The 22,815-nt window shown below is 69.3% G+C and carries 19 protein-coding genes; 9 read left to right on the top strand and 10 right to left on the bottom strand.

The annotated features are described in order from the left end of the window. Window positions 1-4 precede the first annotated feature (4 nt). From V6S02_RS06665 to V6S02_RS06650, 4 genes are read left to right on the top strand one after another with little or no spacing between them, the layout of a single operon-like run. The gene (locus V6S02_RS06665) at window positions 5-3,007 is read left to right on the top strand and encodes a bifunctional [glutamine synthetase] adenylyltransferase/[glutamine synthetase]-adenylyl-L-tyrosine phosphorylase (protein WP_336400287.1); all 3,003 of its coding nucleotides are present in this window, start codon (window positions 5-7) and stop codon (window positions 3,005-3,007) included. Window positions 3,008-3,065: 58 nt separating this feature from the next. Beyond that, on the top strand, window positions 3,066-3,278 hold the full coding sequence (locus V6S02_RS06660; protein ID WP_141938560.1) for a three-helix bundle dimerization domain-containing protein: 213 nt from the start codon (window positions 3,066-3,068) through the stop codon (window positions 3,276-3,278). A gap of 24 nt (window positions 3,279-3,302) precedes the next feature. After that, window positions 3,303-3,977 carry a hypothetical protein gene (locus tag V6S02_RS06655; protein ID WP_336400286.1) on the top strand — a complete coding sequence of 225 codons (675 nt, stop codon included), beginning with the start codon at window positions 3,303-3,305 and terminating at the stop codon, window positions 3,975-3,977. Further along, complete coding sequence (locus tag V6S02_RS06650) at window positions 3,974-4,519, top strand: hypothetical protein (protein ID WP_336400285.1); 546 nt, start codon at window positions 3,974-3,976, stop codon at window positions 4,517-4,519. The genes V6S02_RS06655 and V6S02_RS06650 overlap by 4 nt, the downstream gene beginning before the upstream one ends. Before the next feature lie 467 nt (window positions 4,520-4,986). Here V6S02_RS06650 and V6S02_RS06645 read toward each other — a convergent pair whose 3' ends face one another. From V6S02_RS06645 to glnA, 3 genes are all read right to left on the bottom strand, one after another. Next, window positions 4,987-6,333 (bottom strand): hypothetical protein, encoded by a 1,347-nt coding sequence (locus tag V6S02_RS06645; RefSeq protein ID WP_336400284.1) that lies wholly within the window; start codon window positions 6,331-6,333, stop codon window positions 4,987-4,989. Between the two features lie 31 nt (window positions 6,334-6,364). Beyond that, window positions 6,365-6,598 (bottom strand): hypothetical protein, encoded by a 234-nt coding sequence (locus V6S02_RS06640; RefSeq protein ID WP_336400283.1) that lies wholly within the window; start codon window positions 6,596-6,598, stop codon window positions 6,365-6,367. A gap of 142 nt (window positions 6,599-6,740) precedes the next feature. Further along, window positions 6,741-8,165: a type I glutamate--ammonia ligase gene (glnA, locus tag V6S02_RS06635; protein WP_124293277.1), complete on the bottom strand. Its 1,425-nt coding sequence runs from the start codon at window positions 8,163-8,165 to the stop codon at window positions 6,741-6,743. A 136-nt stretch (window positions 8,166-8,301) separates the two neighbouring features. Between glnA and V6S02_RS06630 the strand changes: the two genes are divergently transcribed. Next, window positions 8,302-8,694: an RDD family protein gene (locus tag V6S02_RS06630; RefSeq protein WP_124293268.1), complete on the top strand. Its 393-nt coding sequence runs from the start codon at window positions 8,302-8,304 to the stop codon at window positions 8,692-8,694. A 19-nt stretch (window positions 8,695-8,713) separates the two neighbouring features. Here V6S02_RS06630 and V6S02_RS06625 read toward each other — a convergent pair whose 3' ends face one another. Further along, the gene (locus tag V6S02_RS06625) at window positions 8,714-9,424 is read right to left on the bottom strand and encodes a DUF4191 domain-containing protein (protein ID WP_124293267.1); all 711 of its coding nucleotides are present in this window, start codon (window positions 9,422-9,424) and stop codon (window positions 8,714-8,716) included. A gap of 120 nt (window positions 9,425-9,544) precedes the next feature. Between V6S02_RS06625 and V6S02_RS06620 the strand changes: the two genes are divergently transcribed. Beyond that, on the top strand, window positions 9,545-10,894 hold the full coding sequence (locus V6S02_RS06620; protein WP_336400282.1) for a hypothetical protein: 1,350 nt from the start codon (window positions 9,545-9,547) through the stop codon (window positions 10,892-10,894). 39 nt (window positions 10,895-10,933) lie between these two features. On the opposite strand, the gene sucB is transcribed toward V6S02_RS06620, so the two are convergent. The 3 genes from sucB to V6S02_RS06605 form a co-directional block, all read right to left on the bottom strand. Next, a complete protein-coding gene (sucB, locus tag V6S02_RS06615; protein ID WP_336400281.1) occupies window positions 10,934-12,760 on the bottom strand; it encodes a 2-oxoglutarate dehydrogenase, E2 component, dihydrolipoamide succinyltransferase in 1,827 nt (608 codons plus the stop codon). A gap of 94 nt (window positions 12,761-12,854) precedes the next feature. Further along, window positions 12,855-14,243: a dihydrolipoyl dehydrogenase gene (gene lpdA / locus V6S02_RS06610; RefSeq protein WP_336400280.1), complete on the bottom strand. Its 1,389-nt coding sequence runs from the start codon at window positions 14,241-14,243 to the stop codon at window positions 12,855-12,857. Further along, entirely contained in the window at window positions 14,240-15,712 is a 1,473-nt protein-coding gene (locus tag V6S02_RS06605; protein ID WP_336400279.1) for a leucyl aminopeptidase, read from the bottom strand. Before V6S02_RS06605 ends, lpdA begins: the two co-directional genes overlap by 4 nt. Window positions 15,713-15,794: 82 nt before the next feature. Here V6S02_RS06605 and V6S02_RS06600 point away from each other — a divergent pair, with 82 nt between their 5' ends. The 3 genes from V6S02_RS06600 (at window position 15,795) to V6S02_RS06590 (ending at window position 19,017) form a co-directional block, all read left to right on the top strand. Continuing rightward, a complete protein-coding gene (locus tag V6S02_RS06600; RefSeq protein WP_336400278.1) occupies window positions 15,795-16,715 on the top strand; it encodes a proteasome assembly chaperone family protein in 921 nt (306 codons plus the stop codon). Window positions 16,716-16,950: 235 nt separating this feature from the next. Beyond that, entirely contained in the window at window positions 16,951-18,306 is a 1,356-nt protein-coding gene (locus tag V6S02_RS06595; protein WP_336400277.1) for an RNA polymerase sigma factor, read from the top strand. Between the two features lie 12 nt (window positions 18,307-18,318). Further along, entirely contained in the window at window positions 18,319-19,017 is a 699-nt protein-coding gene (locus V6S02_RS06590) for a coenzyme F420-0:L-glutamate ligase (protein ID WP_336400276.1), read from the top strand. Between the two features lie 21 nt (window positions 19,018-19,038). Here V6S02_RS06590 and V6S02_RS06585 read toward each other — a convergent pair whose 3' ends face one another. The 3 genes from V6S02_RS06585 to V6S02_RS06575 are packed head-to-tail and all read right to left on the bottom strand — an operon-like array spanning window position 19,039 to window position 22,722. Beyond that, a complete protein-coding gene (locus V6S02_RS06585) occupies window positions 19,039-19,959 on the bottom strand; it encodes an AEC family transporter (protein ID WP_336400275.1) in 921 nt (306 codons plus the stop codon). A gap of 26 nt (window positions 19,960-19,985) precedes the next feature. Further along, window positions 19,986-21,884 (bottom strand): alpha-amylase family protein, encoded by a 1,899-nt coding sequence (locus V6S02_RS06580; protein ID WP_336400274.1) that lies wholly within the window; start codon window positions 21,882-21,884, stop codon window positions 19,986-19,988. A 43-nt stretch (window positions 21,885-21,927) separates the two neighbouring features. Beyond that, complete coding sequence (locus V6S02_RS06575; RefSeq protein WP_336400273.1) at window positions 21,928-22,722, bottom strand: DNA-formamidopyrimidine glycosylase family protein; 795 nt, start codon at window positions 22,720-22,722, stop codon at window positions 21,928-21,930. Between the last annotated feature and the right edge of the window lie 93 nt (window positions 22,723-22,815).

Here is a 22,815-nt window from a genome sequence, read left to right as displayed (position 1 = left end):
GCCCATGAGCACGGGCGAGCGCACGTCGTCTCTCACCGAGCTCGCTCGGCTCGGGTTCAGCGCGCTCTCGGAGAGCGCCGAGCTGCTGGAGGAGCTGGCCGCGGCCATCACGGCACCCCGCTCCGATCTGCTCCGTGCTGCCGCGTCCGCCGCGGATCCGGACGGCGCACTCCTGGCACTCACACGCATCGCCCGGCGCGATCCGCAGCCGGTGCGCCGGATCCATGCCGACCCACAGGGATGGCGCGCCCTGTGGGCGCTCCTCGGGGCCTCGACGGGGTTCGCGGAGTTCTTCCTGCGACGCCCCGACGAACTGATCCACCTCGTCGACGCCGGGCTCGCCCTCCCGAGCCCGGCATCCCTGCGCGAGGAGATGCTCGAGGCCATCGGCGCCGAGGACGGCTTCGCCGCAGAGGGCACAGAAGAGTCCTGGGTGAGACTGCGGGTACGCTACCGGCGGCTCCTCGCCCAGATCGCGGCGTTCGATCTGCTGCATCCCGAGCCGCTCGAAGTGATCCCCGACGTGGCCGCACGCCTCGCGGATGCCGCCGGTGCGGCGCTGGAAGCCTCGCTCGCCGTCGCGCGGACCCGTGTGTCGCGCGGGGCCGCCGGGGCGGGCCTGTTCCCGGCGGAGCAGGTGGCGCGCACGAACCTCGCCGTCATCGGCATGGGGAAGGCCGGGGCACGCGAGCTCAACTATGTCAGCGACGTCGACGTCATCTTCGTCGCCGGCGCCGACGACGACATCATCGACGAGATCGGCGAGAGCCGCGTCGTCGACATCGCCACTCGGCTCGCCGTCCAGACCATGCGCGGCATCTCGGGCGCCGAGATCGAGCCCCCGCTGTGGGAGGTGGACGCGAACCTCCGCCCGGAGGGCAAGCAGGGTGCGCTCGTACGCACACTCGGCTCGCACCTGTCGTACTACGAGCGCTGGGCGAAGAGCTGGGAGTTCCAGGCGCTGCTGAAAGCCCGACCGCTGGCGGGAGACGTCGCGCTCGGCGAGCAGTACGTCGCCGCCCTCGCGCCGAAGGTGTGGACGAGCGCAGCGCGCGAGAACTTCGTCGACAGCGTCCAGCGCATGCGTGAGCGCGTGACCGACCACATCCCCGCCGACGAGGTCGCGGTCCAGATCAAACTGGGACCCGGAGGCATCCGGGACGTGGAGTTCACCGTTCAGCTGCTCCAGCTGGTCCATGGCCTGAGCGACGACCGGATCCGGCAGCGCGGCACGCTGCCGGCCCTCGAAGCCCTCGCATCGGAGGGCTACATCGGTCGCGCCGAAGCATCCGCCTTCTCCCGCGACTACCGCAGACTCCGTCTGTTGGAACACCGGATGCAGCTGAGGAACCTCCGCCGCACACATCTCATGCCGCGGGAAGCCGACGAGCTGCGCGTGCTGGCCCGCGCGACGGGGCTCGCCGAGACGGGGGAGCGGGTGTGGCAGACATGGGAAGCGACCAAGCGCGAGGTCCGCGACATCCACGTCCGTCTGTTCTACCGTCCCCTGCTCTCCGCGGTCGCGAGCCTTCCCGAGGCCGAGCGGTCGCTCTCACCGGCGCAGGCTCACGACCGGCTGGCGGCGATCGGCTTCACCGATCCCGCCGGAGCACTGCGACACATCGGTGCGCTCACGAGCGGACTCAGCCGGAAGGCGACGATCCAACGGCACCTCATGCCGGTGATGATCCGCTGGTTCGCCGACGGCGTCGATCCCGACTACGGGCTGCTCGCCTTCCGCCGCATCAGTGAGCGGCTGGGCGACACTCCGTGGTTCCTGCGTATGCTCCGCGATTCGTCAGGAGCGGCCGAGAGCCTCACCCGCGTGCTGTCGGGCTCGCGGTACGTCGGAGAGCTGATGGAGTGGATCCCCGAGTCGGCGGCGTGGCTCGATGACCCTGATCTGCTCCGACCCCGCAGCGGCCTGGCGCTTCAGGAGGAGGCGCGGGCCATCCAGACCCGCCACGAGACCGTCGATGACGCGATGCGCGCCGTGCGGGCGCTTCGACGCCGCGAGCTTCTGCGCACCGCCATGGCGGCGATCGTCGGCACCCTCACGATCGAAGAACTCGCTGATGCGCTGACCACGATCACCGAAGTCACCATCCAGGCGACGCTGCGCGCCGTCCGACGCGACGTCCTCGACCCCGAGGATGCGCCGCTGGATTTCTCGGTGATCGCCATGGGACGGTTCGGCGGGGCCGAGCTCGGGTTCGGCTCGGACGCCGATGTCATGTACGTCTACCGCCCGAACGGGCTGGATCCCGAGCGGGCGGCACGCAAGGCTCTGCAACTCGTGGGAGCGCTGCGGCAGTACTCCGAGGATCATCGTGCACCGCTCGACCTCGATGCGGGGCTGCGTCCCGAGGGGCGCAACGGACCGCTCGCGCGCTCGCTGGACGCCTTCGAGGAGTACTACCGCCGCTGGTCGCTGTCGTGGGAGGCCCAGGCCCTCCTGCGCGCCCGTGGCGTGGCGGGCAGCGTGAAGCTCATCACCGCGTTCACCGGGCTCGCCAACGAGGTGCGCTACCCCGCATCGCCCGACCCGGCCGGGCTCCGTGAGATCAAGCGCATCAAGGCCCGTGTCGAGAACGAACGCCTGCCGCAGGGCGCCGACCCGGCGCGGCATCTGAAGCTCGGCCCCGGCGGCCTCAGCGACGTGGAGTGGCTCGTCCAGCTGCTGCAGCTGCAGTACGCCCACACCGTGCCGGCGCTGCGCACCACCTCGACCACCATCGCGCTGACGGCGGCGAAGGATGCCGGCATCGTTCCCGAGGCGGACGCCGCGCGCCTGTTCGAGGCGTGGCGGCTCGCCAGCCGTCTACGCTCGGCCAACACCCTTCTGTCCGGACAGACGAGCGATGTGCTGCCGACGGATCGGAAGAAGCTGGACGGCATCGGCCGACTGCTGGAGTACCCGCCTCGATCGGCCACCCAGGTCGAGGAGGACTGGCTTCGCACGGCCCGACGGGCGCGGCGGAGCTTCGAGCGCCTCTTCTACGGCTGAGGCGCACGAGCGCCTGTCCACCTTGCGCCGCCAACCGATTCAGGCGCATCCTTCTGACATGACTCGTGAGATCCCCGACGAGGATGTCGTGTTCACCGAGATCGCCGACCGCCTACGCGAGCGCTACCCGCAGGCATCCCCGGCCGACATCGAGCAGGCTCTCGATCGCGCCCGACACCATTTCGACGGCGCCAAGGTGCGCGACTTCGTTCCGGTTCTGGTCGAACGCGAGGCGCGCGCCTCCCTCGATCAGACGCTGTCATCGGGATGATGCCTTCCGGGATAGGGTGTCGGCGTGACGGTCCCATCCGCGGCACCCACCCCCGACGCGCCGCCGCCCTCTCGGAGTGCCTGGATCGCCCGCACCTGGGATCGCATCCCGACCGGCTGGTTCGCCGGCATCCTCACGGCCGTCTTCCTCGCCGGCACCGCGGCATTCGGAGGTCTCGCGCAGGCCGCCGTGCCCCCGATTCCCGAACTCGAACCGGGTGAGACCCACGTCAACGAGCAGTTCGCCCTCACGGTGGAACGGGCGGTCCTGATCGACGAACTGCCGGAGGCGGGGATCACCGTCGAACCCGGTCAGCGAGTGCTCGCGGTCGTCCTGACGGCCGAGAACGTCTGGGACCGCGCTCTTGCGTCCGAGAGCTCCGGCGGGCTGAGTGCGGGGGTGCGCGTGACGGAACTCGCGGACGCCCCTCCCGCAGCGATCGCCCGGTTCGACGACACCACCTTCTCGCCCTACCTGCAGCCGCGCGTTCCGGCTGAGCTGGTGGTGACGTGGGCGGTCGATCGTAACGCTCTCGCGGAGGGCGACGAGATCGAGATCGTGCTGCGGGATCTGAGCCTTCGCGAGGGCGCACTCGTCGTCGCCGGCGAGTACTGGGAGTCGCCCGTCGCGGCCGCGACGATGACCCTCGAGGTCACCGACGTCGGCGCAGGAGCAGACGCCGAGGGAGACGAGGGATGAGGCGGTGGATGGCGTGGACGATCGGGGTCGCGCTCGTCGTCGCGGCCTGGGGCGTTCTCCAGATCACTCCCTCTCAGGATGACGCCGAAGCCCCGTTCCCTCTCGCGGCGGAGATCGGCGAGACGGCTTCCGCACGCGGATTCGTCATGAACGTCACGGACGTGCGACTGGCCTCACGGGCCGTCGCCGGCGGCTGGTCGGCCGAAGGCACTTGGCTGGTCGTCGACCTCCGGGCCGAGGCGACCCAGGAGGAGACCGGCACGATCCTGGCGCACGCCGAGCTCACGATCGACGGTGTGACCTACCGCGCCAGCGAGCGACCCGCGTCGCTTCTCCGCACCGGTCTCACCCCGGGCATCCCGCGGGAGGGAAGCCTCGCTTTCGAGCTTCCGAGCGAGCTCGCGCGCGAGACCGCGACTCTCGAGCTGGGGATCGGTGACGATCCCCGTCTCGACAGTCTCGTGACCCTCAATCTCGACCTCGGTACGCTCGAAGCCGAAGGCGAGGTCGAACTTCTCGAGACCGGGTGGGCGCAGCGATGACACCGAATCGGTCGCCACAGTCCCGATCGACAGAGGCCCCCTCGACACCGACCCCATCCGGACCGGTGCCATCGAGACAGGGATGGTGGCGACGCAACGCCCTCGCGCTGGGTGCGGCCGCGATTCTGCTGCCGGCGGCGGTTCTCGTCCCGACGGGCGTCGAGTGGTGGCGCTGGAGTCAGGCCGACCCCGTGTTCCCCACCACGGCCGCCGCGGGCGAGAGCGTCGACTGGGCGGGCGCGTCCTGGGGTCCGGCTACGGCGGTCGACGAGACCGGCACGTTCGCCGCCGATGCACCGGCCGGAACCCGCGTGCTCGTCGTCGAGATCCCCGTCGACCCGCTCGAGGAGACCCCCGGTTGCACCACCCCGGTCCTCCGCGAGCTCGGCGCCACGGGCCGGGAGTGGGCTGCGGCGATGACCGAGGTGGACTGGCGCTACGAGCAGCCGAGCTCCTGCGAGACCGGTTCAGAGGCCCCGTTCACCCTCGAGGTGCCCTACCTCGTCCCCGACGACGCTCGCGGCCCGTTCGGCGTCGAGCTCGCCGTCCCGGACGAGCTGCCGGGCTTCCTCCGACTCGAGGTCATCCCCTGACGACACCACCGGCGCCCCGATGAGCGCACCCACCGTCGCGTCGTACGTCGCGGCGATGAGGACGGTGCGCAGCGGCTCGACGATGAGCGGGACGATGAGGAAGAGTGGTGTGGCGGCGATCACCCAGAAGTCGAAGAGGTCGTGAGGACCGACCAGTCGGGTGAGGAGCACGCGGAGCCCCTCCCCGACGAAGAGGATGAGGGTGTAGAGCAGCACGTACCCGCCGATGAGGATCGGTCCGCCCCGCCACATGAGCAGGATCGCCTGCCAGATCGGGCGGAACCGACCGCCGACCTCCGATCCGAGATCCACGAGGCGGCGGCGGAGTCGCTGGGGAAGGGTCCCGTAGCGCGACCGGGCGCGGTCGACGAGAGCGCCACGCAGCTGCGCACCCTGCGGTGACACGGTGCGTCCGTAGATGACGCCCGCGATCGTCAGCCATGCGAGCGGAACGAAGAGCACGCCGCCTGCCTCACCGATGAGCCACTCCACGGCGTCCCAGGTCCATCCGAGCGGCGCGAAGAGGTCTCCGACGGCCTGCCGGAGGTCGGCCACCCACACCATCGCCTGGCGCGTATCGATCCAGGCCGTCACCCGCCCGAGGGCCTCACCGATGAAATAGGCGACGAGGAAGATCCAGAGCGCCTCGAGGTACGTCGCGACGAGCGCCGTCCACCGGGGGAGCGAGGATCCCCAGCGCTTCCACGCCCAACGACCGGCGAACGCGAGCATGACGACGACGATCGTCCAGGGCTCCCAACCGAGGCTGTCCACCGCGCCGGAGGTGTCGACCTCGGACTCTTCCACGATGGCCGCCCATTGGCGATCGGTCTGCACCGCCAGTGCCACCCGCAGGTAGGCGGTGACATCCTCGACGAGGAAGCCGAGTACGGCGTAGACCGCGATGAACGGCAGCACCGCAGACAGCAGCGCGTCACGGAACGACCGGAGGCGCTCGGCACGGTCGACCGGGGTCGGTGCGATCGCGTTCAGTCGCAGCATCCCGTCCCTCAGGACGAGGAACATCGCCACGAGGCTGACGAGCTTGGCGAGGATCGCCAACGGGAGGAGCAGGATGCCGCCGAGCGCGGTGTATCCGCCCACGAATCCCGCCAGCTGGATCGACAGGTATCGCCCGAACGAGCCTGCGAGATACCACGCCAGAAGGGCAGGCCAATGTGCGACGAGGAGTCGAAGCCCCATCCGCATGATCTCCCGCACCGTTACACCGTAGCGCTGGAGGAGCGGTGGCTCAGCAGCTGCCCACGTCGTGCGTGTGCATGCCCGCCAGGTGCCCCTCGCCGTCGAAGTCGGCGTAGACCTCGGTGAGGACGTGGTTGTGGCAGACCTGACCGAGGAGGTGCCCGCCGATCCCGCCGCCATTCTCGGCGTAGCCGGTGAAGGGGGTGCCGTCGGCGTTAACAAGCATGACGAAGGGGCTCGCTGCCTTTTCGCCGGTGTTCTGCGCGTCGTCGTTGATCGCCATGATGTCGCCTTTCCCTGCGTAAGCGTGCACTCGTGCGCACACGAGGGAGAGCCGCAGAACGGGCGGGATGATACGCCGGAATGACGAACTCCCCCGAGCGCCGCGGCGTGCGGGGCTCGGGGGAGTGAGGTCGCTCCGGGTGTCAGACCCCGAAGTACAGCTCGAACTCGAACGGGTGCGGGCGCTGCGCCATCGGCCGGATCTCGTTCTCGATCTTGTACTCGATCCAGGTCTCGATGAGCTCCGGCGTGAACACCCCGCCCTCGAGCAGGAACTGGTGGTCGGCCGCGAGGGCGTCCAGCGAGTCCTGCAGCGAGTTCGGCACCTGGGGGATGCCCTTGGCCTCCTCCGGCGGGAGCTCGTAGAGGTCCTTGTCGACCGGCTCGTGCGGCTCGATGCGGTTCTTGATGCCGTCGATCCCGGCCATGAGCTGGGCGGCGAAGGCGAGGTAGGGGTTGCCCGAGGCGTCGGGGGCGCGGAACTCGATGCGCTTGGCCTTGGGGTTGGAGCCCGTGATCGGGATGCGGATGGCCGCCGAGCGGTTGCCCGCCGAGTAGACCAGGTTCACCGGGGCCTCGAAGCCCTTCACCAGACGGTGGTAGCTGTTCAGCGTGGGGTTGGTGAACGCGAGCACCGCCGGGGCGTGCGCGAGGATGCCGCCGATGTACCAGCGGGCGATGTCGGACAGCCCGCCGTAGCCCTTCTCGTCGTAGAAGAGCGGCTTGCCGTCGTTCCACAGCGACTGGTGGGTGTGCATGCCCGAGCCGTTGTCGCCGAAGAGGGGCTTCGGCATGAAGGTCGCGACCTTGCCCCACTGCTCGGCGGTGTTCTTGACGATGTACTTGAACTTCAGGATGTCGTCGGCCGCGTGCACCATGGTGTCGAAGCGGTAGTTGATCTCCTGCTGACCGCCGGTGCCCACCTCGTGGTGCGCACGCTCGAGCTGCAGCCCCGACTCGATGAGCTTCAGGCTGATGTCGTCGCGCAGATCGGCGGTCTTGTCGACGGGGGAGACGGGGAAGTAGCCGCCCTTGTAGGGGGTCTTGTTGGCGAGGTTGCCGCCCTCTTCGACCCGGCCGGTGTTCCAGGCGCCCTCTTCGGAGTCGACGGAGTAGAAGCTGGAGTTCTGCTTCACCTCATAGCGGACGTCGTCGAAGATGTAGAACTCGGCCTCGGGAGCGAAGAACGCGGTGTCGGCGATACCGGTGGAGGCGAGGTACTTCTCGGCCTTCTTGGCGACCTGACGCGGGTCCTTGGCGTAGATCTCGCCGTTGCGCGGGTTGTAGATGTCGAAGACCATCACGAGCGTCTTCGCCTCGCGGAACGGGTCGAGGTAGGCCGTCGACACGTCGGGGATGAGCTGCATGTCGGACTCGTGGATGTTCGCGAACCCACGGATCGAGGAGCCGTCGAACAGCTGCCCGACGGTGAAGAACTCCTCGTCGACGGTGGCGGCCGGAATGTTGAAGTGCTGCTGCACACCAGGGAGGTCCGTGAAACGGATGTCGAGGAACTTGACGTCCTCGTCCTTGATGAACCGCAGCACCTCGGATGAATCACTGAACATGGAGACTCCAGAGGTAGGGCATCGGGAACTGCCGCCCGTCGAGCGGGCCTTGAGGCACCGTATCGGCAGGGGATTGCCCGACCGTGACACCTTTGTTTCCGGCATGTTACGCGCCGAGCGCGGGTAGGGTGGAATCGTGGTCGCCAGCGCACAGGACTATCCCGGAGAGCGACTGGGGCGCCCCCGCGAGGGCGCCGGATCGATCGGCCGTCTCGGCCGTCGCGTGGGCGCTCTGTTCATCGACTACGGCGCGGCCTACCTGATCTCGGGCTTCTTCGGCTGGGACGCCCTGGCCATCCTGCTGATCTTCGGCGCGATCCAGATCGTCTTCCTCCCGACCCTTCAGGGGAGCCCCGGGCACCGTATCTTCGGCATGCGACTGGTGCGCCTCGACGGCGGGTGGGTCGGCCTGTGGCGGCCGGTGCTGCGCACCATCCTTCTCATCCTCGTCATTCCCGCGGTGATCTGGGACGCAGACCAGCGGGGCCTTCACGACAAGGCGGCGGGCACCGTCCTCATCCGCGACTGACGTCGGCGGATGTCCCGGCTCAGCGGGGACGCGGGGCGCGCACGCGCTGCGGGTCGATGCCCTTCGGGATCGGGAGCGACGCGACGGACTGCGACACCGAGTCCATCCGCTTGACGACGGCCGCCATCGTGGCACGGTCGATCTTCTTCGGCAGCGACTTGATGGCAGGAGCCAGCTTGCCGATCGGCACCTCGTCGTCGCCGTGGCCGACGTAGAGCACGGTGACGGGAACACCGGATGCCACGCGCTGCGCCTTTCCGCGCTCTTCGTTGACGAGCCGGGTGAGTCGTCCGCGAGCCCCTTCGCCGACGATCACGATGCCGCCACGGCCGATCGCCCGGTACACGGCTTCCTGGGTCTTGGGGTTGATGCCCACCGGCATCTCCGACGCACGCCAGCGGCGCCCCAGGGCGCTCGACAGCACGTATCCGGTGGCACCGGGCATGCCGTCGATCTTGCGATACATCGCCTTCGTCGAGAGCCGCGTCATGGTCATCAGGGCCGCGAGGATGCCGAACATGAAGCCGGTGACACCCCACAGGATGATGCTCCAGATCGCTCCCGGCGGGATCAGCGCACCGAGAGCGACACCCAGAAGCGTGCCGCCGATGAGGATGCCGACGAGGGCCCAGGGGAGCCAGCGATAGGCCTGGACCGTGAAGGTGTAGAGGGTGCGGATCTGCGAGAAGAACCCGGGACGCTTCTCGGGTGCGGTACTGCGTGCGGCCATGGTTCCAGCCTACCTTTCCGGCCCCTGCGACCTCTCCTGCACAAGGAGGGAGAGAGCCTGTTCTCCACAGTTCGACGGCAGGTTAGAGAGGGGGAGCGCGGTGCGGGGGAGTCTGGGGCGATGGCGATCGATTCAGCGGATGCCCTGCTGCGGTCCCTCCGACCGGTGCGGCGGGTGGATGACACCTCCGCGCCCTGGCCCGGAGAGGTGGTCCGCGACCCTGACGGTGCCGCCTGGCTTCTGGTGGACGTCGCCGAGCTCGGCGAGGGCTGGGCAGGATGGCGCGTCGCGGACGCGGAGCACCTTCTCGCACCGCACGACCTCGTCCGCACACCGTCGGGTCACGCCGCGCTGTTCCCGATCTGCGGCGATCGGCTCATCGACGTCGTGCGGCGACGTTCCGACGACGACGACCCGTTGTCAGCAGGCGAAGCCCTCACCCTCGCCGTCAGTGTGCTGCGCGGCCACCTCGAGGCGGGAGCGTCGGCGGGAGCGACAGCCGGTACCTGGTGGCTCACCGACCATGCGCGCCCTGTGCTCGCGCTGCAGCCGACGGGACCCACGGAGTCAGCGGCGATCTTCCGCCTTCTTCTGGCCCTGTTCCCCGCGTGGACGGAGGTGCTTCGCGACGGGCTGTCGGCAGTCGAACAGGCGCATCCGCACGAGCGCGACGTCCTGGGTCTCGAGGCGCGACTGTTCGCCCTGGCGTCGCCGCAGCCACTGCGCTTGGGAACGAGGAGGACCGCCTCGACGACGCCGGGTGCAGTGCCGGGTATCTCGGCTCGTCCGGTGGTCACCCGAGCGGCGTCGCGCGCGGCGGCTCGGGCTGCGGCGTCCGCCGGATCCGACGACGGAGGACTGCTCGCCCGCATCTCCGCGCTGATGGATCGCGATCTCGCTGACGCCGTCTCACGGGCCACCACAGGCCTCTGGCGGGTCGTGAGCACCAAGGGGCCGCGGTCTCGCCGCCGTGGCTTCGTGATCGCAGCCGGTGCGGCGGCCGTGGTGCTCGCCGTGGGACTCACATGGCCGAGCGATCCGGAGGCGCCGGCCGCGGCCGAGCCCATGGTCACGCCCCCGGCATCGGATGCGAGCCACGCGCCCGCGTCGGAGAAAGACCCCGCGGACAGCGCTGCTCCCACCCCGACCGGGTCGACAGAGCCCACCCCCGACGATCTCGCCGCCGTGACCGACCGGCTGTTGACCGCGCGCGCTGGATGCGGTGAGGACAGGGAGTGTCTCGCCGAGATCATGGTCGATCCGGAGCGTGCACCGGCCGCGGGGGCAGCAGACCTGCCGACCGACGTTCGGACCGTCACGTTCCTCGATGATCTCGGCGGCGCGGCCGTGCTGCGCGTGTCCGCACACGAGACATCGAACGGGTCCGCGGTGTCTCAGCTCATCGTCATCGTCCGGATCGGCGAGGAGTGGGTCATCCGCGACATCCACGACGCGGGGGCCACATCGTGATCACGATGTGGCCCCCGCGTGGTGCTTTTCCGCAGTGGATCAGATGCCGAGGTCGCCCTCGAAGTCCGCCTCCTCCAGACGGGCCTTGACCGCGCCGAGGAACCGCGCGGCGTCAGCCCCGTCGATGACCCGGTGGTCGTAGGACAGCGCGAGGTAGACGTACGACCGGACCGAGATCGCGTCGCGGCCGTCGACCGAGACCACGCCCGGGCGCTTGACGACGATGCCCGTCCCGAGGATCGCCGACTGCGGGAGGAAGACGACCGGTGTGTCGAACAACGCCCCGCGGGATCCGGTATTGGTCAGCGTGAAGGTGCCACCGGCCAGCTCGTCGGGCTTCAGCTTGTTGTCGCGCGTGCGCGCGGCGAGGTCGGCGATCTCGTGGGCGATCTGCGCGAGGTTCTTCGACGCCGCATCCCGCAGGACAGGGGTGAGAAGGCCACGCTCGGTGTCGACGGCGATCGAGAGGTTCTCGGTCGCCGGGTAGACGATGTTCGTTCCGTCGACCGTGCTGTTGATGACGGGGAAGGCCTGGAGAGCCTCCGCCGCCGCGAGGGCGAAGAACGGCAGGAACGACAGCTTGTCGCCGGTCTTGGACTGGAAGTCGCCCTTCACGCGGTCTCGGAAACCGGCGAGCTTGGTGACATCCACCTCGACGACGGTGGTGAGCTGAGCGGTCGCCTGCATAGACGCCACCGCGCGCTCGGCGAGCACCTTGCGCAGCCGCGACATCGGCTGGGTCGTCCCCCGCAGCGGTGAGACCTCCAGCGGAGTGCGGGCCGGGGCGGTGGAGGCCGACGGGGCGGCGGCCGGAGCCGGCGCCTTGGCGTCTTCCGCGGCCTTGAGCACGTCCTCCTTGCGGATGCGACCGCCGACACCGGTGCCCTTGACGGATGCCAGATCGACGCCCTGCTGCTGAGCGAGCCGGCGCACCAGCGGGGTGACGTAAGCCACCTCGTCATCGCCGGAAGACGCTGCCGGCGCGGCCGACGAGGGAGCGCTGGAGGGCGACGGCTCCTGCTCGGTGGCGACACCGGTCGCGACCGGCGCGTGCGCGACGACCTTCTCCGGAACGGGCGCGACCTCGGCCGGCTTCTCTTCGGCCGGCTTCTCCTGCGCGGCGGGCGCGGACTCGGCCGGCTTCTCCTCCGCAGCGGGCGCGGACTCGGCCGGCTTCTCCTGCGCTGCCGGGGACTCCGGGGCGGGTGCGGCGGGGGCGGCACCGTCGCCGATACGGGCGAGAGCCGATCCGACGGCGATCGTCTCGTCCTCCTGGACGAGGATCTCCTGCAGGACGCCCTTGACAGGGGAGGGGATCTCGGTGTCGACCTTGTCGGTCGAGATCTCCAGCAGCGGCTCGTCGACCTCCACGGCGTCACCGACCTGCTTGAGCCAGCGCGTGACCGTTCCTTCGGTGACGCTCTCGCCGAGCTCGGGCAAGACGACTTCGGTTCCGCCGCTGGTGGTGGAATCCGAGGGCGCAGCCTGCGCCGGAGCAGCCGGACCAGCGTCCGTGGGTCCGTCGGCAGGCTCGGCCGCCTCGGCGGCGGGCTCTTCGGCCTGAGTAGGCTCTGCGGCCGCAGGCTCTTCCTGCGCATCGGCCGGGGCCGGTGCCTCTCCGCCGCCGGAGCCGTCGCCGATCTTGGCCAGGACAGCGCCGACCTCGACCGTCTCGTCCTCGTCGACCAGAATCTCCTCGATCACACCGCTGATCGGGGAGGGGATCTCGGTGTCGACCTTGTCCGTGGAGATCTCGAGGAGCCCCTCGTCGGCCTGCACGGTGTCACCGACCTTCTTGAGCCAGCGGGTGACCGTTCCCTCTGTGACGCTCTCGCCGAGCGCGGGGAGGACCACGGATGTGCTCATGGGCTTGTCTCCTTCGGGGTTGCCGATGTCTTGTCTAGCTTAGTGATGCGCCCGCGGGCCCGTGTCAGGTCCGCGTCCGCGCGACGAACGCCGGTCACAGCGCGTGCAGCGGCTTGCCGGCCAGGGCCAGGAAGGCCTCACCGAGCGCTTCGCTCTGCGTGGGGTGGGCGTGGATGAAGGGGGCGATGTCTTCGGGGTGGGCCTCCCACGCGACGGCCAGCTGACCCTCGGTGATGAGCTCTCCGACCCGGTCGCCGATGAGATGGACACCGACGACCGGTCCGTCCTTGAGACGGACGACCTTCACCAGGCCCCCGGTGCCGATGATCTCGCTCTTGGCATTGCCGGCGAGGTTGTACTCGAAGGACTGCACCGCGTCCACACCGTGCACCTCGACCGCCCGCGCTTCGGTCACACCGACCGAAGCCACCTCGGGGTGCGAGTACGCGACCCGTGGGATGAGCTGCTCGGGGACGACCACGGGCTTCTGCCCTGCGATCGTCTCGGCGACGAAGATGCCCTGCTGGAAACTGCGGTGGGCCAGCTGAAGGCCCGGCACGATGTCACCGACGGCGAAGACGTGCGGGGTGGTGGTCTGGAGCCTCTCGTCGGTGACGACGAAACCGCGATCCAGCGCGACCCCGGCCTCTTCCAGGCCCAGATCCGCGGTGACGGGGCCCCGGCCGACGGCGACGAGCAGGTAGTCCGCCGAGAACTGCGTCCCGTCCTCGAGCGAAACGGTCACCGCGTCGGCAGACTGCGTCGCAGCGGCGAACCGGACACCGAGAGAGAAGCCGATGCCGCGGCGGCGGAACGCGCGCTCGAGCGCCTTGCTCATCGCGACATCCTCGGCCGGCACGAGGTGGTCGAGCCCCTCGACGATGGTCACCTCGACGCCGAAGGAGCGCCAGACGCTGGCGAACTCGACGCCGATGACACCGCCGCCGAGAATGATCACCCGCTCGGGGATCTCCTCCAGCTGCAGCGCCTGGTCGCTCGTGAGGATGCGGCCCCCGATCTCCAACCCCGGCAGCGTGCGGCTGTACGACCCGGTGGCCAGGACGACATCGGTGCCGCGGTAGACGGTGTCGCCGACCCGCACGGCAGGACCGGCCTCGAGACGCCCCTCGCCGTCGACCACGCGGATGCCGCGGGCCTTCAGCAGGCTCTGCAGACCCCGGTACTTCTTGTCGACGATGCCCTCGCGATAGGCGCGCACCCGGGCCGGGTCGATACCGCGCAGCTCCGCGTCGACCCCGATCTCCGTCGCAGCTCGAACGGCGTCGGCGACTTCGCCGGCGTGGAGAAGGGCCTTCGTCGGAATGCACCCGCGGTGCAAGCACGTGCCGCCCACCTTGTCCTTCTCGACCACGATCACGGACTTGCCGAGCTCGGCGGCGCGGAGCGCGGCGGCATAGCCGCCGCTCCCGCCGCCGAGGATGACCATGTCCGCCGTGGTGTCCGGCGTCGCCCCGGCGCTCATCGGGTAGCCTCGGTCTGCAGCAGACGGAGAAGACTGCGCACGGTCGCCCCGGTCGGCCCCTTGTCGGTGAATCCGAACCCGCCGCCCTTGTTCATCCCGACTCCGGCGATGTCGAGATGGATCCACGGGATGCGCTGCTCGCTGTCGGGCGCGGTGCGGCCCACGAAATGCCGGAGGAACAGACCGGCGAACAGCGATCCGCCGGCCGGGTCGCCGATCTTGGCGTTCTGCAGGTCGGCGATCGGCGAGTCGAGCTCGTCGACCATGTGCGCGGGGAGGGGGAGCTGCCAGGCGAGCTCTGCGACGTCTCCTGCAGCGGCGAGGTACCGCGCGACGGCATCGTCGTCGCCCATGACGCCGGTGTGGCGCGTGCCCAGCGCGATGGTGATGGCTCCGGTGAGGGTCGCCACGTCGATCAGCAGATCGGGGTTCTCGCGGCTGGCCGCCACCAGGCCGTCCGCGAGGACGAGCCGCCCTTCGGCATCGGTGTTGAGCACCTCCACGGTGGTGCCGTCGGCGATGCGCACGACGTCGCCGGGGCGGGTGGCGCGGCCGGAGGGCATGTTGTCGGCCACCGCGAGCCAGCCGGTCACCCTCACCGGCAGCTGCTGGGCCGCGGCCGCGCGGACCACCGCCAGAACAGTCGCCGCGCCGCACATGTCGTACTTCATCCCCACCATCGATGCCGCGGGCTTGAGCGACAGCCCTCCGGTGTCAAAGGTGATGCCCTTGCCGACAAGGGCGACGTGGCACCTCGCGCCGGCGGGGGAGTAGTCCAGGCGCACGAGTCGGGGCGGGCGGTCCGATCCCTGACCCACACCCAGGATGCCGCCGAAGCCGCCCTCGCGCAGCGCGGTCTCGTCCCACACCGTCACCTCGACCGGGAGGTCCGCGACCTCCTGGCCGGCGCGGTCGGCGAGATCGGCGGGACCCAGCCACTCCGCGGGAATCGAGACGAGATCCTTGACGAGGGCGACGGCCGATGCCGTGGCGGTGACGGCCGCGAGCGCGGTCGGGTCGAGGTCATCCGTCCCGTGCATGATCACGCGGCTCGCGCGACGCTTGGGTCCGTCCGCCTTGTACCCGTCGAAACGGTAGCCGCCGAGAGCCGCCCCCTCCGCCGCGGCCAGGAGGTGCTCGCTTGCGAAGGGAACGGCGACCGCGACCGTCTCGAATCCGGTCAGGCTGCGCAGGGCCGTACCGACCGCGTCACGTACGGCTGCTGCATCCGGGACGGCTCCCGTCCCGACGACCGCGAGAGGCCGCGGGGTCACGTCGGGCGCGTAGACACGGTGGAACGAGCCCGGCGAACCACCGAACCCGGTCGCCACGAGCGCTTCTTTCAGGCCCGGGAAGTCCTCCATCGGTGGGGCGGCATCGCCCTCCACCGGCGGTAGGGCGATGACGACGGCGTCGGCGTCGATCTCGGAGAGGGGGGCGGAACGGTATTCGAGGTCGGGGAACGACATGGGTTCCATCCTATGGAGCGGTGTTCGCTGTCAGCGGCAGTGGCCCGGCTCGCGGTGTCGCTGCGACTCGTAGCATGGAGCCATGCCTTACGCCGGTCCTCTCTACGAGCGCTCGGTCTCCGCCCCGACTGTGCCGGCGGGCCTGCCGCTCGTGATCGCCCTCACCGGCTTCACCGACGCCGGGGGAGCGGTGGCTCGCCTGATCGAATACATTCGCGACGATCTGGATCCCATCCCGCTGGCCGTCTTCTCCAACGATGTGTTGCTCGACTACCGCGCGCGCCGGCCGATCGTGACCTTCGAGGCCGACCACCTGACCGACTACCGTCCGCCGCGGCTGGAGCTCTCGCTCGCGCACGACGCCCTGGGCACGCCGTTCCTGGTGCTGGCCGGCTACGAGCCCGATTTCGCCTGGGACGGGGTGTCGGAGGCCGTCCTCGACCTCGCCTCGAGCTTCGGTGTCGCCTCCATCACCTGGGTGCACGCGATCCCCATGCCTGTCCCGCATACCCGTCCGATCGGCACGACCGTGAGCGGAACCCGCGCCGAGCTGACCGAGGCGCACTCGGTGTGGCAGCCTCACACCCAGGTGCCCGCGACGGTGGCCCACCTTCTCGAGTACCGCTTCACCGAGGTAGGCGCCGCCGTCGCCGGTTTCGTGCTGCTCGTGCCCCACTATCTCGCCGACACCGAATACCCCGCCGCCGCACTCGCGGGCCTCGACAGCATCACGGTCGCCACCGGGCTCGTCTTCGACGGAGACGGCCTGCGCGAGGAGAACCGCGAATATCTGACGAAGGTCGAGGAGCAGGTCGCCGGCAGTGACGAACTGTCTCGGATGCTGCAGGGGCTCGAAGAGCGTTACGACGCCTACATGGCAGGTGCGACCAACGCCACCCCCATTCTTCACACGGGCGATCTCCCGAGCGCCGACGAGCTCGCAGCGGAGCTCGAGCGCTTCCTCGCCTCGCGGCCGAACAGCGACGAAGACAAGCGCCCCTGACCGTCGAGAGGAATTCCCTCCGACTCTTCGACGTTGTGTCCTGAGGGCGCGTTCGGGAATTCGTGGGGAGCGTGAATGCGAACCGCCCAGACAGATGTGAGACAATGGATGTTCTGACCCATTGTCGTCCCCCGTCCGCTGCCCTGCGTACGGGAACGGGACTTGACAAGGGTCTTACTAGTGTCCGAAAGATACCGCCGCGGCGCTCCGCGTTCGTGACGGTGAAAGGCGAACCGTGACCGCAGGCACGAAGACGACGAACCGCACCACGAAGGACACCGACACCGCCGACACGGTCGAGGAAGTCGAGACCGCCACCGCAGCGCCCGCGAAGAAGCGGCCCGCGGCGAAGAAGGCCCCTGCCAAGAAGCCCGCCGCCAAGACGACGGCCAAGGGCGGCAAGAAGAAGGCTGACGCCGACGAGGTCGATGAGGAGATGGACGACGTCGAGCTCGACGCCGACGACGAGATCTCGGGCGACGATGTCGATGACACCGAGGGTGACGCCGACACCGCGGCGCCGAAGGCCGCTGCCGCCGCGACGCCCGAGGGGGAGTCCGAGGAGGACGAAGAGGAGAACACCAAGCCGGTGTTCGCCGAGCCGCTCCCGACCGGCGCCATCGTCATCTCCAACGACGAGGACGACATCCCCGTCTACTCGACCCAGATCACCGGCGCGACCGCCGACCCGGTCAAGGACTACCTGAAGCAGATCGGCAAAGTGCCGCTGCTGAACGCTGCCGAAGAGGTCGAGCTGGCGATGCGGATCGAGGCGGGTCTGTTCGCCGAGGAGAAGCTGTCGCACATGTCGGCGGCCGAGAAGGCGTCGCAGCTGGGCCTCGACCTGCAGTGGGTCGCCCGCGACGGTCAGCGCGCCAAGAGCCACCTGCTCGGCGCCAACCTGCGCCTCGTGGTCTCCCTGGCCAAGCGCTACACCGGCCGCGGGATGCAGTTCCTCGACCTGATCCAGGAGGGCAACCTCGGTCTCATCCGCGCGGTTGAGAAGTTCGACTACACCAAGGGGTTCAAGTTCTCGACCTACGCCACGTGGTGGATCCGTCAGGCCATCACCCGCGCCATGGCTGACCAGGCGCGGACGATCCGCATCCCCGTGCACATGGTCGAGGTCATCAACAAGCTCGCCCGCGTGCAGCGGCAGATGCTGCAGGACCTGGGTCGCGAACCCACGCCCGAGGAGCTCAGCCGCGAGCTGGACATGACCCCCGAGAAGGTCATCGAGGTGCAGAAGTACGGCCGCGAACCGATCTCGCTGCACACTCCGCTCGGTGAGGACGGCGACAGCGAGTTCGGTGACCTGATCGAGGACACCGAGGCGGTCGTGCCGGCCGACGCCGTGGGCTTCACCATGCTGCAGCGCCAGCTCGAGTCGCTGCTGGACTCGCTGAGCGAGCGCGAGGCGGGCGTCATCCGCATGCGCTTCGGTCTCGGCGACGGCCAGCCGAAGACCCTCGACCAGATCGGCGACACCTTCGGGGTGACCCGCGAGCGCATCCGTCAGATCGAGTCGAAGACGATGGCCAAGCTCCGCCACCCGAGCCGTTCGCAGTCGCTGCGGGACTACCTTGAGTGAGCGGTCGAACGCATGACCGGTGAAGCGAACGACGGCAAGGCCCTCACGGTCACCGTCGATGGGGCTTCGTTCGCCCGTATCCCGATCCGCACGCGCGTCGTGATGCCGGGGGATGACCTCGATGCGTTCGTCCGCGAGTACGCGGCGAGCCTGGTCCGACCCGATGATCTGCTGTTCGTGACCGAGAAGATCGTCGCTATCACCCAGGGTCGGTCGTACCCGCTGGACGAGATCCAGCCGCGCCGGCTTGCGCGGTTCCTGTCGCGCTACGTGACCCGGACCCCGCACGGGATCGGTCTGGGCATGCCCGAGACCATGGAGATGGCTCTTCGGGAGTGCGGCACCCCTCGCATCCTGCTCGCCGCCGCCGTCTCGGCGGTGACGAAGGTGTTCGGCCGGAAGGGCGATTTCTACCGGATCGCCGGCGACAAAGCGCGTGCGATCGACGGGCCCACGAGCGGCACCATCCCGCCGTACAACAAGGCCGTGGTGCTCGGGCCGGATCGCCCCCGCGAGGTGGCCAGGCGGTTGAAGGATCTTCTCGGAGGCGTTCCCGAGGTCGCGGTTGTCGACATCAACGACCTGGGCGGGAACATCCTCGGCTCGACCGTCGACAAGGCACGCGAGAAGCAGCTCGTGGCGATCCTGAAGGACAATCCGCTCGGCCAGGGTCACCAGTCGACCCCGCTCGGAATCATTCGCGCGGTCTGACCCGACGGACGGCTACGGTCTTCAGCCGAGGATCGCAGTCGCAGCCAGCAGGACCGGGATGCATCCGATCGTGGTCAGGAATACCGTATCCCGCGCGATCGCCTCACCGACGTCGAAGCGCTGGGCGTAGTTGAACACATTCTGCGCGGTCGGAAGAGCGGCCAGAACGACGATGACCAGCACGTCGGCGCGGGGGAGCGCGAACACCAGGGTCGCGACCGCCCAGGCGATCGCGGGCATGACCAGCAGCTTCAGCGTCGACGCGAGGACCACGTCGCGGCGTCGCCCGTGGGCGCCGAGGACGCGCTGCCCGTACAGCGACAGGCCGTAGCTGATGAGCAGCACCGGCACGCAGGCGTTCGCCACGAGCGCGGCCGGAGCCATGACGACCTCCGGCAGCTCGACTCCGCTGATCGAGACCGCCGCGCCGAGCGCGGAGCCGATGACGATCGGATTGGTGACGACGCGACCGACCGTCTTCCCGAGGGACGAACGCCCGGATGTCACAGCATCGAGGATCGCCATCGTAATCGGCGTGAAGACGAGGAGCTGCAGGAGGATGACCGGCGCCGGGAACGCCGCATCGCCGAGGAGGTAGAGCGAGAGGGGGATGCCGATGTTGTTGGAGTTCACCTGGCCTGCGCTCAGGCTCCCGATCGTCGTCTCGGCGACGGACCGGCGCCACACCACGCGCGCGATGACCGCGTAGACCACGATGACCGCCACGGCGGCGATCGCGGACACCGGCAGGAGCGACGAGAAGAGCGTTCGCACGTCGGCCTCGGCCAGGACGACGAAAAGCAGGAACGGCGACAGGACGAAGAAGGTCAGCCGTGCCAGCACCGGGCGCGCGTGCTCGCCGAGCAGGTTGATGCGCCCGAGGATGTAGCCGATGAGGATCGCGACACCCACCACGACGAAGCCGGTGAGAGCCGTGAGCATCCCTCGATGCTAGTGCGGCCGATCTCTCACGCCGGTCGTACCCGGAGCCAGACGACGCCGTGCGCGGGGAGCATGAGCCCGCCCGTCAGGACGACGGGGGAGTGCGAGACGATGTCGGTGGCATCCGGTCGGAACCCCGAGAGGGTGATCGGCTCGATCAGGACGGTGGAGTCGCCGACGTTGCCGAGCACGAGAATCGTGGAGTCCGCGGCGACACGCTGGAAACCCACCACCTGCGGGAACGGCGTGTGGAAGGGGAGGAGGGGATTGCCGGCGGCGAACTCGGGGGAGTTCTGCCGGGCTCGGATCAGAGCGTGGAGCCGGGCGCTGAGGCGCCCGGCGACGGTGGACTCGTCGTGCCGTGCCGCGTACGCCCTCGCGTCGCGGTGGGGCCTGTGCACCCAGCGACTGTCGTCGGCGTGGGCCGGGTCGTCCCGGTAGCCGTAGTCGTTGAGCTGACCGACCTCGTCGCCGAGGTAGATGAGCGGGATCCCGCCGGTGGAGAGGGCCAGAGCGTGGGCGAGGATGACGCGGTCCTCACCACCGGGGTCACCCGCCTCGATGCCCGCCAGCGATGCCGTCGTGCCGGCAACACGGGCATCACCGGTCTTCGGGTTCTCCTGGAAAGGCTCGCCGCGCGAGAAGGTGCCCTCGAACCTCCCGACGTAGAAGTCGTTGAGAAACCGCCGATGCGGGTAGCCGTCGATGCCGAGCTCGGCCGCGTCCTCGTCGGCGAAGGTCCAGCCGATGTCGTCGTGACTGCGGACGTAGTTCACCCACGAGGTCCCGGGCGGCAACGCGTGGCGCTCGTCGAGCGCCTTCTGCAGCAGCCGGGCGTCGCGGGTGGCGAGGGCCTCCCAGCCCAGCGCCATCTGCAACGGGTTGTACGACAGCTGACACTCGCCGGGGGAGATGTACGTGATCACCTCGTCTGGGTGCACGATCGCCTCGGATTTGAACAGCACCGAGGGAGCCGCGAGTCGGAGGACCAGGTTGAAGGCGCGCAGGAGCAGGTGCGCTTCGGGAAGCGACTCGCACGGAGTGCCGAGGCGCTTCCAGATGAACGCGACGGCGTCCATGCGAAGGACCTCGACGCCCTGATTGGCGAGGAACATCATCTCCTGCGCCATCGCCCGGAACACCCGGGGGTTGGCATAGTTCAAGTCCCACTGGAAGTGGTAGAAGGTCGCCCAGATCCATCGCCCGTCAGGCAGCTGCACGAACGCACCGGGGTGGTCGTCGGGGAAGATCTCGCGCACCGTCTCCTCGTACCGGTCCGGCATCGTGCGGTCGGGGAAGATGAGGTAGAAGTCCTCGTAGTCGGGGTCGCCCGCAACGGCCTTTCGGGCCCACTCGTGCTCGTTGCTGGTGTGGTTGAAGATGAAGTCGAGCACCAACGAGATGCCTGCCGCCCGGAGATCGGCCGACAGAGCGGCGAGATCGGCCATCGTCCCGAGCGGCGGGTCGACCTTGCGATAGCTCGAGACCGCGTAGCCGCCGTCGTTGTTGCCCTCGGGGGAGTCGAAAAGTGGCATGAGGTGCAGGTACGTCAGCCCCAGTTCCTGGAAGTAGGGGATCTGCGCGCGGATCCCGGCGAGGGTGCCTGCGTAGCGGTCGACGTAGCAGACCCCGCCGAGCATCCGCTCCGACAGGAACCAGTCGGGGTCCGCCATGCGCTGGGCGTCGAGCTGCTTCAGATCCGTCGGCCGATCGCGCCACCCCGCGGCGGCCGCCGCGATCACCTCGGCGAGGGCCTCTCGTCCGTCGTCGCGATCGCCGTAGAGCTGCGCGAACAGGCCGTGCAGCTCGGGCAGCGTCGCCGTCAGACGTTCGTCGAAAGCGGGACCGGCATCTCCGAGGACGGCTCGCGCAGCCGCCCGGGCGGCCTCGAGATCGACCGAAGGATCAGGACTGAGGCGTGTCATGGCGCTCCACATCGACGGGATCACGTGGATCGCATCGTATCGCTCACGTGGCGTGGGACTGACACCTCGGACACCACCAGGTGCGGCGGCGGCCGGGATCATCCGGGACCTCGGCGACGACCTCGATCCTCGTGCCGCATCGCAGACACGGGCGACCCGCCCGACCCACGACCCAGTGCGTGGACCCCCGTGCGCGATTGCCGGTGGTCACCTGGTACATACCGGGGACGGTGGCTGAGATGCGCAGACAGCGGGCGGCGAGGTCGACGAGCGCGGCGATGTCGGTCCTGCCGATGGGCGCGAAGGGATGGATGCCGCGGAGGAAGGCGAGCTCGTTCACCCACAGGTTGCCCAGCCCGGCGAGGTTCGCCTGATCGAGAAGGGCGGCGACGGTCGGTCTGTCGGGCCGCCGTGACAGACGTCGCGTCGCCTCCGCGGCATCCCAGTCCCCGCGAAGCGGGTCGGGACCGAGTCGCTCGCGAACAAGGCGTTCCTCGGCGGTGGGCGCATACTCCATGACCGGCACGTCGATGCCCCAGAGCGTCGCTCCGTCATCCAGAGCGAACCGGCAGCGCACACGATGCATCTCGGCGCGCGGGATCGGACGCCGGGTCACCGACCACGAGCCCTGCATCTTCAGATGGGTGTGCAGGGACCAGCCGTCGTCGAAGCGAGTGAAGAGGTGCTTGCCGTGCGTGTCGTACGACAGGATGCGTCGGTCGTCGAGTTTCGTCCCGGCATGGCTGCCGGATCGCAGTTCACCCGTCACGATCGTCCGACCGGTCGACGCGGAATGCAGGCGACGTGCCAGTCGGTAGACGCTGTCACCCTCGGGCATCCCGCCAGCTTATGGCGGGCCTCCGACACGGCCACCGCGGAGACGCAACGACGAAGCGCCCCGAATTGTTCGGAGCGCTTCGCCAGCGAGGTT

The organism is Microbacterium sp. CCNWLW134 (assembly GCF_037083565.1).
Taxonomy (GTDB): Bacteria; Actinomycetota; Actinomycetes; order Actinomycetales; family Microbacteriaceae; genus Microbacterium.
The sequence above is the reverse complement of the archived record's forward strand: the minus strand, read 5'-3'. Positions and strand labels throughout refer to the sequence as shown.

Bases quoted from the DNA above. Each gene is read 5' to 3' on its own strand.
- sucB (WP_336400281.1), bottom strand. From the start codon at position 12,760: ATGAGCACATCCGTGGTCCTCCCCGCGCTCGGCGAGAGCGTCACAGAG.
- glnA (WP_124293277.1), bottom strand. From the start codon at position 8,165: ATGTTCAGTGATTCATCCGAGGTGCTGCGGTTCATCAAGGACGAGGAC.
- V6S02_RS06650 (WP_336400285.1), top strand. From the start codon at position 3,974: ATGAGGCGGTGGATGGCGTGGACGATCGGGGTCGCGCTCGTCGTCGCG.
- V6S02_RS06585 (WP_336400275.1), bottom strand. From the start codon at position 19,959: ATGCTCACGGCTCTCACCGGCTTCGTCGTGGTGGGTGTCGCGATCCTC.
- V6S02_RS06660 (WP_141938560.1), top strand. From the start codon at position 3,066: ATGACTCGTGAGATCCCCGACGAGGATGTCGTGTTCACCGAGATCGCC.
- V6S02_RS06605 (WP_336400279.1), bottom strand. From the start codon at position 15,712: ATGTCGTTCCCCGACCTCGAATACCGTTCCGCCCCCCTCTCCGAGATC.
- V6S02_RS06620 (WP_336400282.1), top strand. From the start codon at position 9,545: ATGGCGATCGATTCAGCGGATGCCCTGCTGCGGTCCCTCCGACCGGTG.
- V6S02_RS06580 (WP_336400274.1), bottom strand. From the start codon at position 21,884: ATGACACGCCTCAGTCCTGATCCTTCGGTCGATCTCGAGGCCGCCCGG.
- V6S02_RS06625 (WP_124293267.1), bottom strand. From the start codon at position 9,424: ATGGCCGCACGCAGTACCGCACCCGAGAAGCGTCCCGGGTTCTTCTCG.
- V6S02_RS06575 (WP_336400273.1), bottom strand. From the start codon at position 22,722: ATGCCCGAGGGTGACAGCGTCTACCGACTGGCACGTCGCCTGCATTCC.
- V6S02_RS06665 (WP_336400287.1), top strand. From the start codon at position 5: ATGAGCACGGGCGAGCGCACGTCGTCTCTCACCGAGCTCGCTCGGCTC.
- V6S02_RS06640 (WP_336400283.1), bottom strand. From the start codon at position 6,598: ATGGCGATCAACGACGACGCGCAGAACACCGGCGAAAAGGCAGCGAGC.
- V6S02_RS06590 (WP_336400276.1), top strand. From the start codon at position 18,319: ATGACCGGTGAAGCGAACGACGGCAAGGCCCTCACGGTCACCGTCGAT.
- V6S02_RS06600 (WP_336400278.1), top strand. From the start codon at position 15,795: ATGCCTTACGCCGGTCCTCTCTACGAGCGCTCGGTCTCCGCCCCGACT.
- lpdA (WP_336400280.1), bottom strand. From the start codon at position 14,243: ATGAGCGCCGGGGCGACGCCGGACACCACGGCGGACATGGTCATCCTC.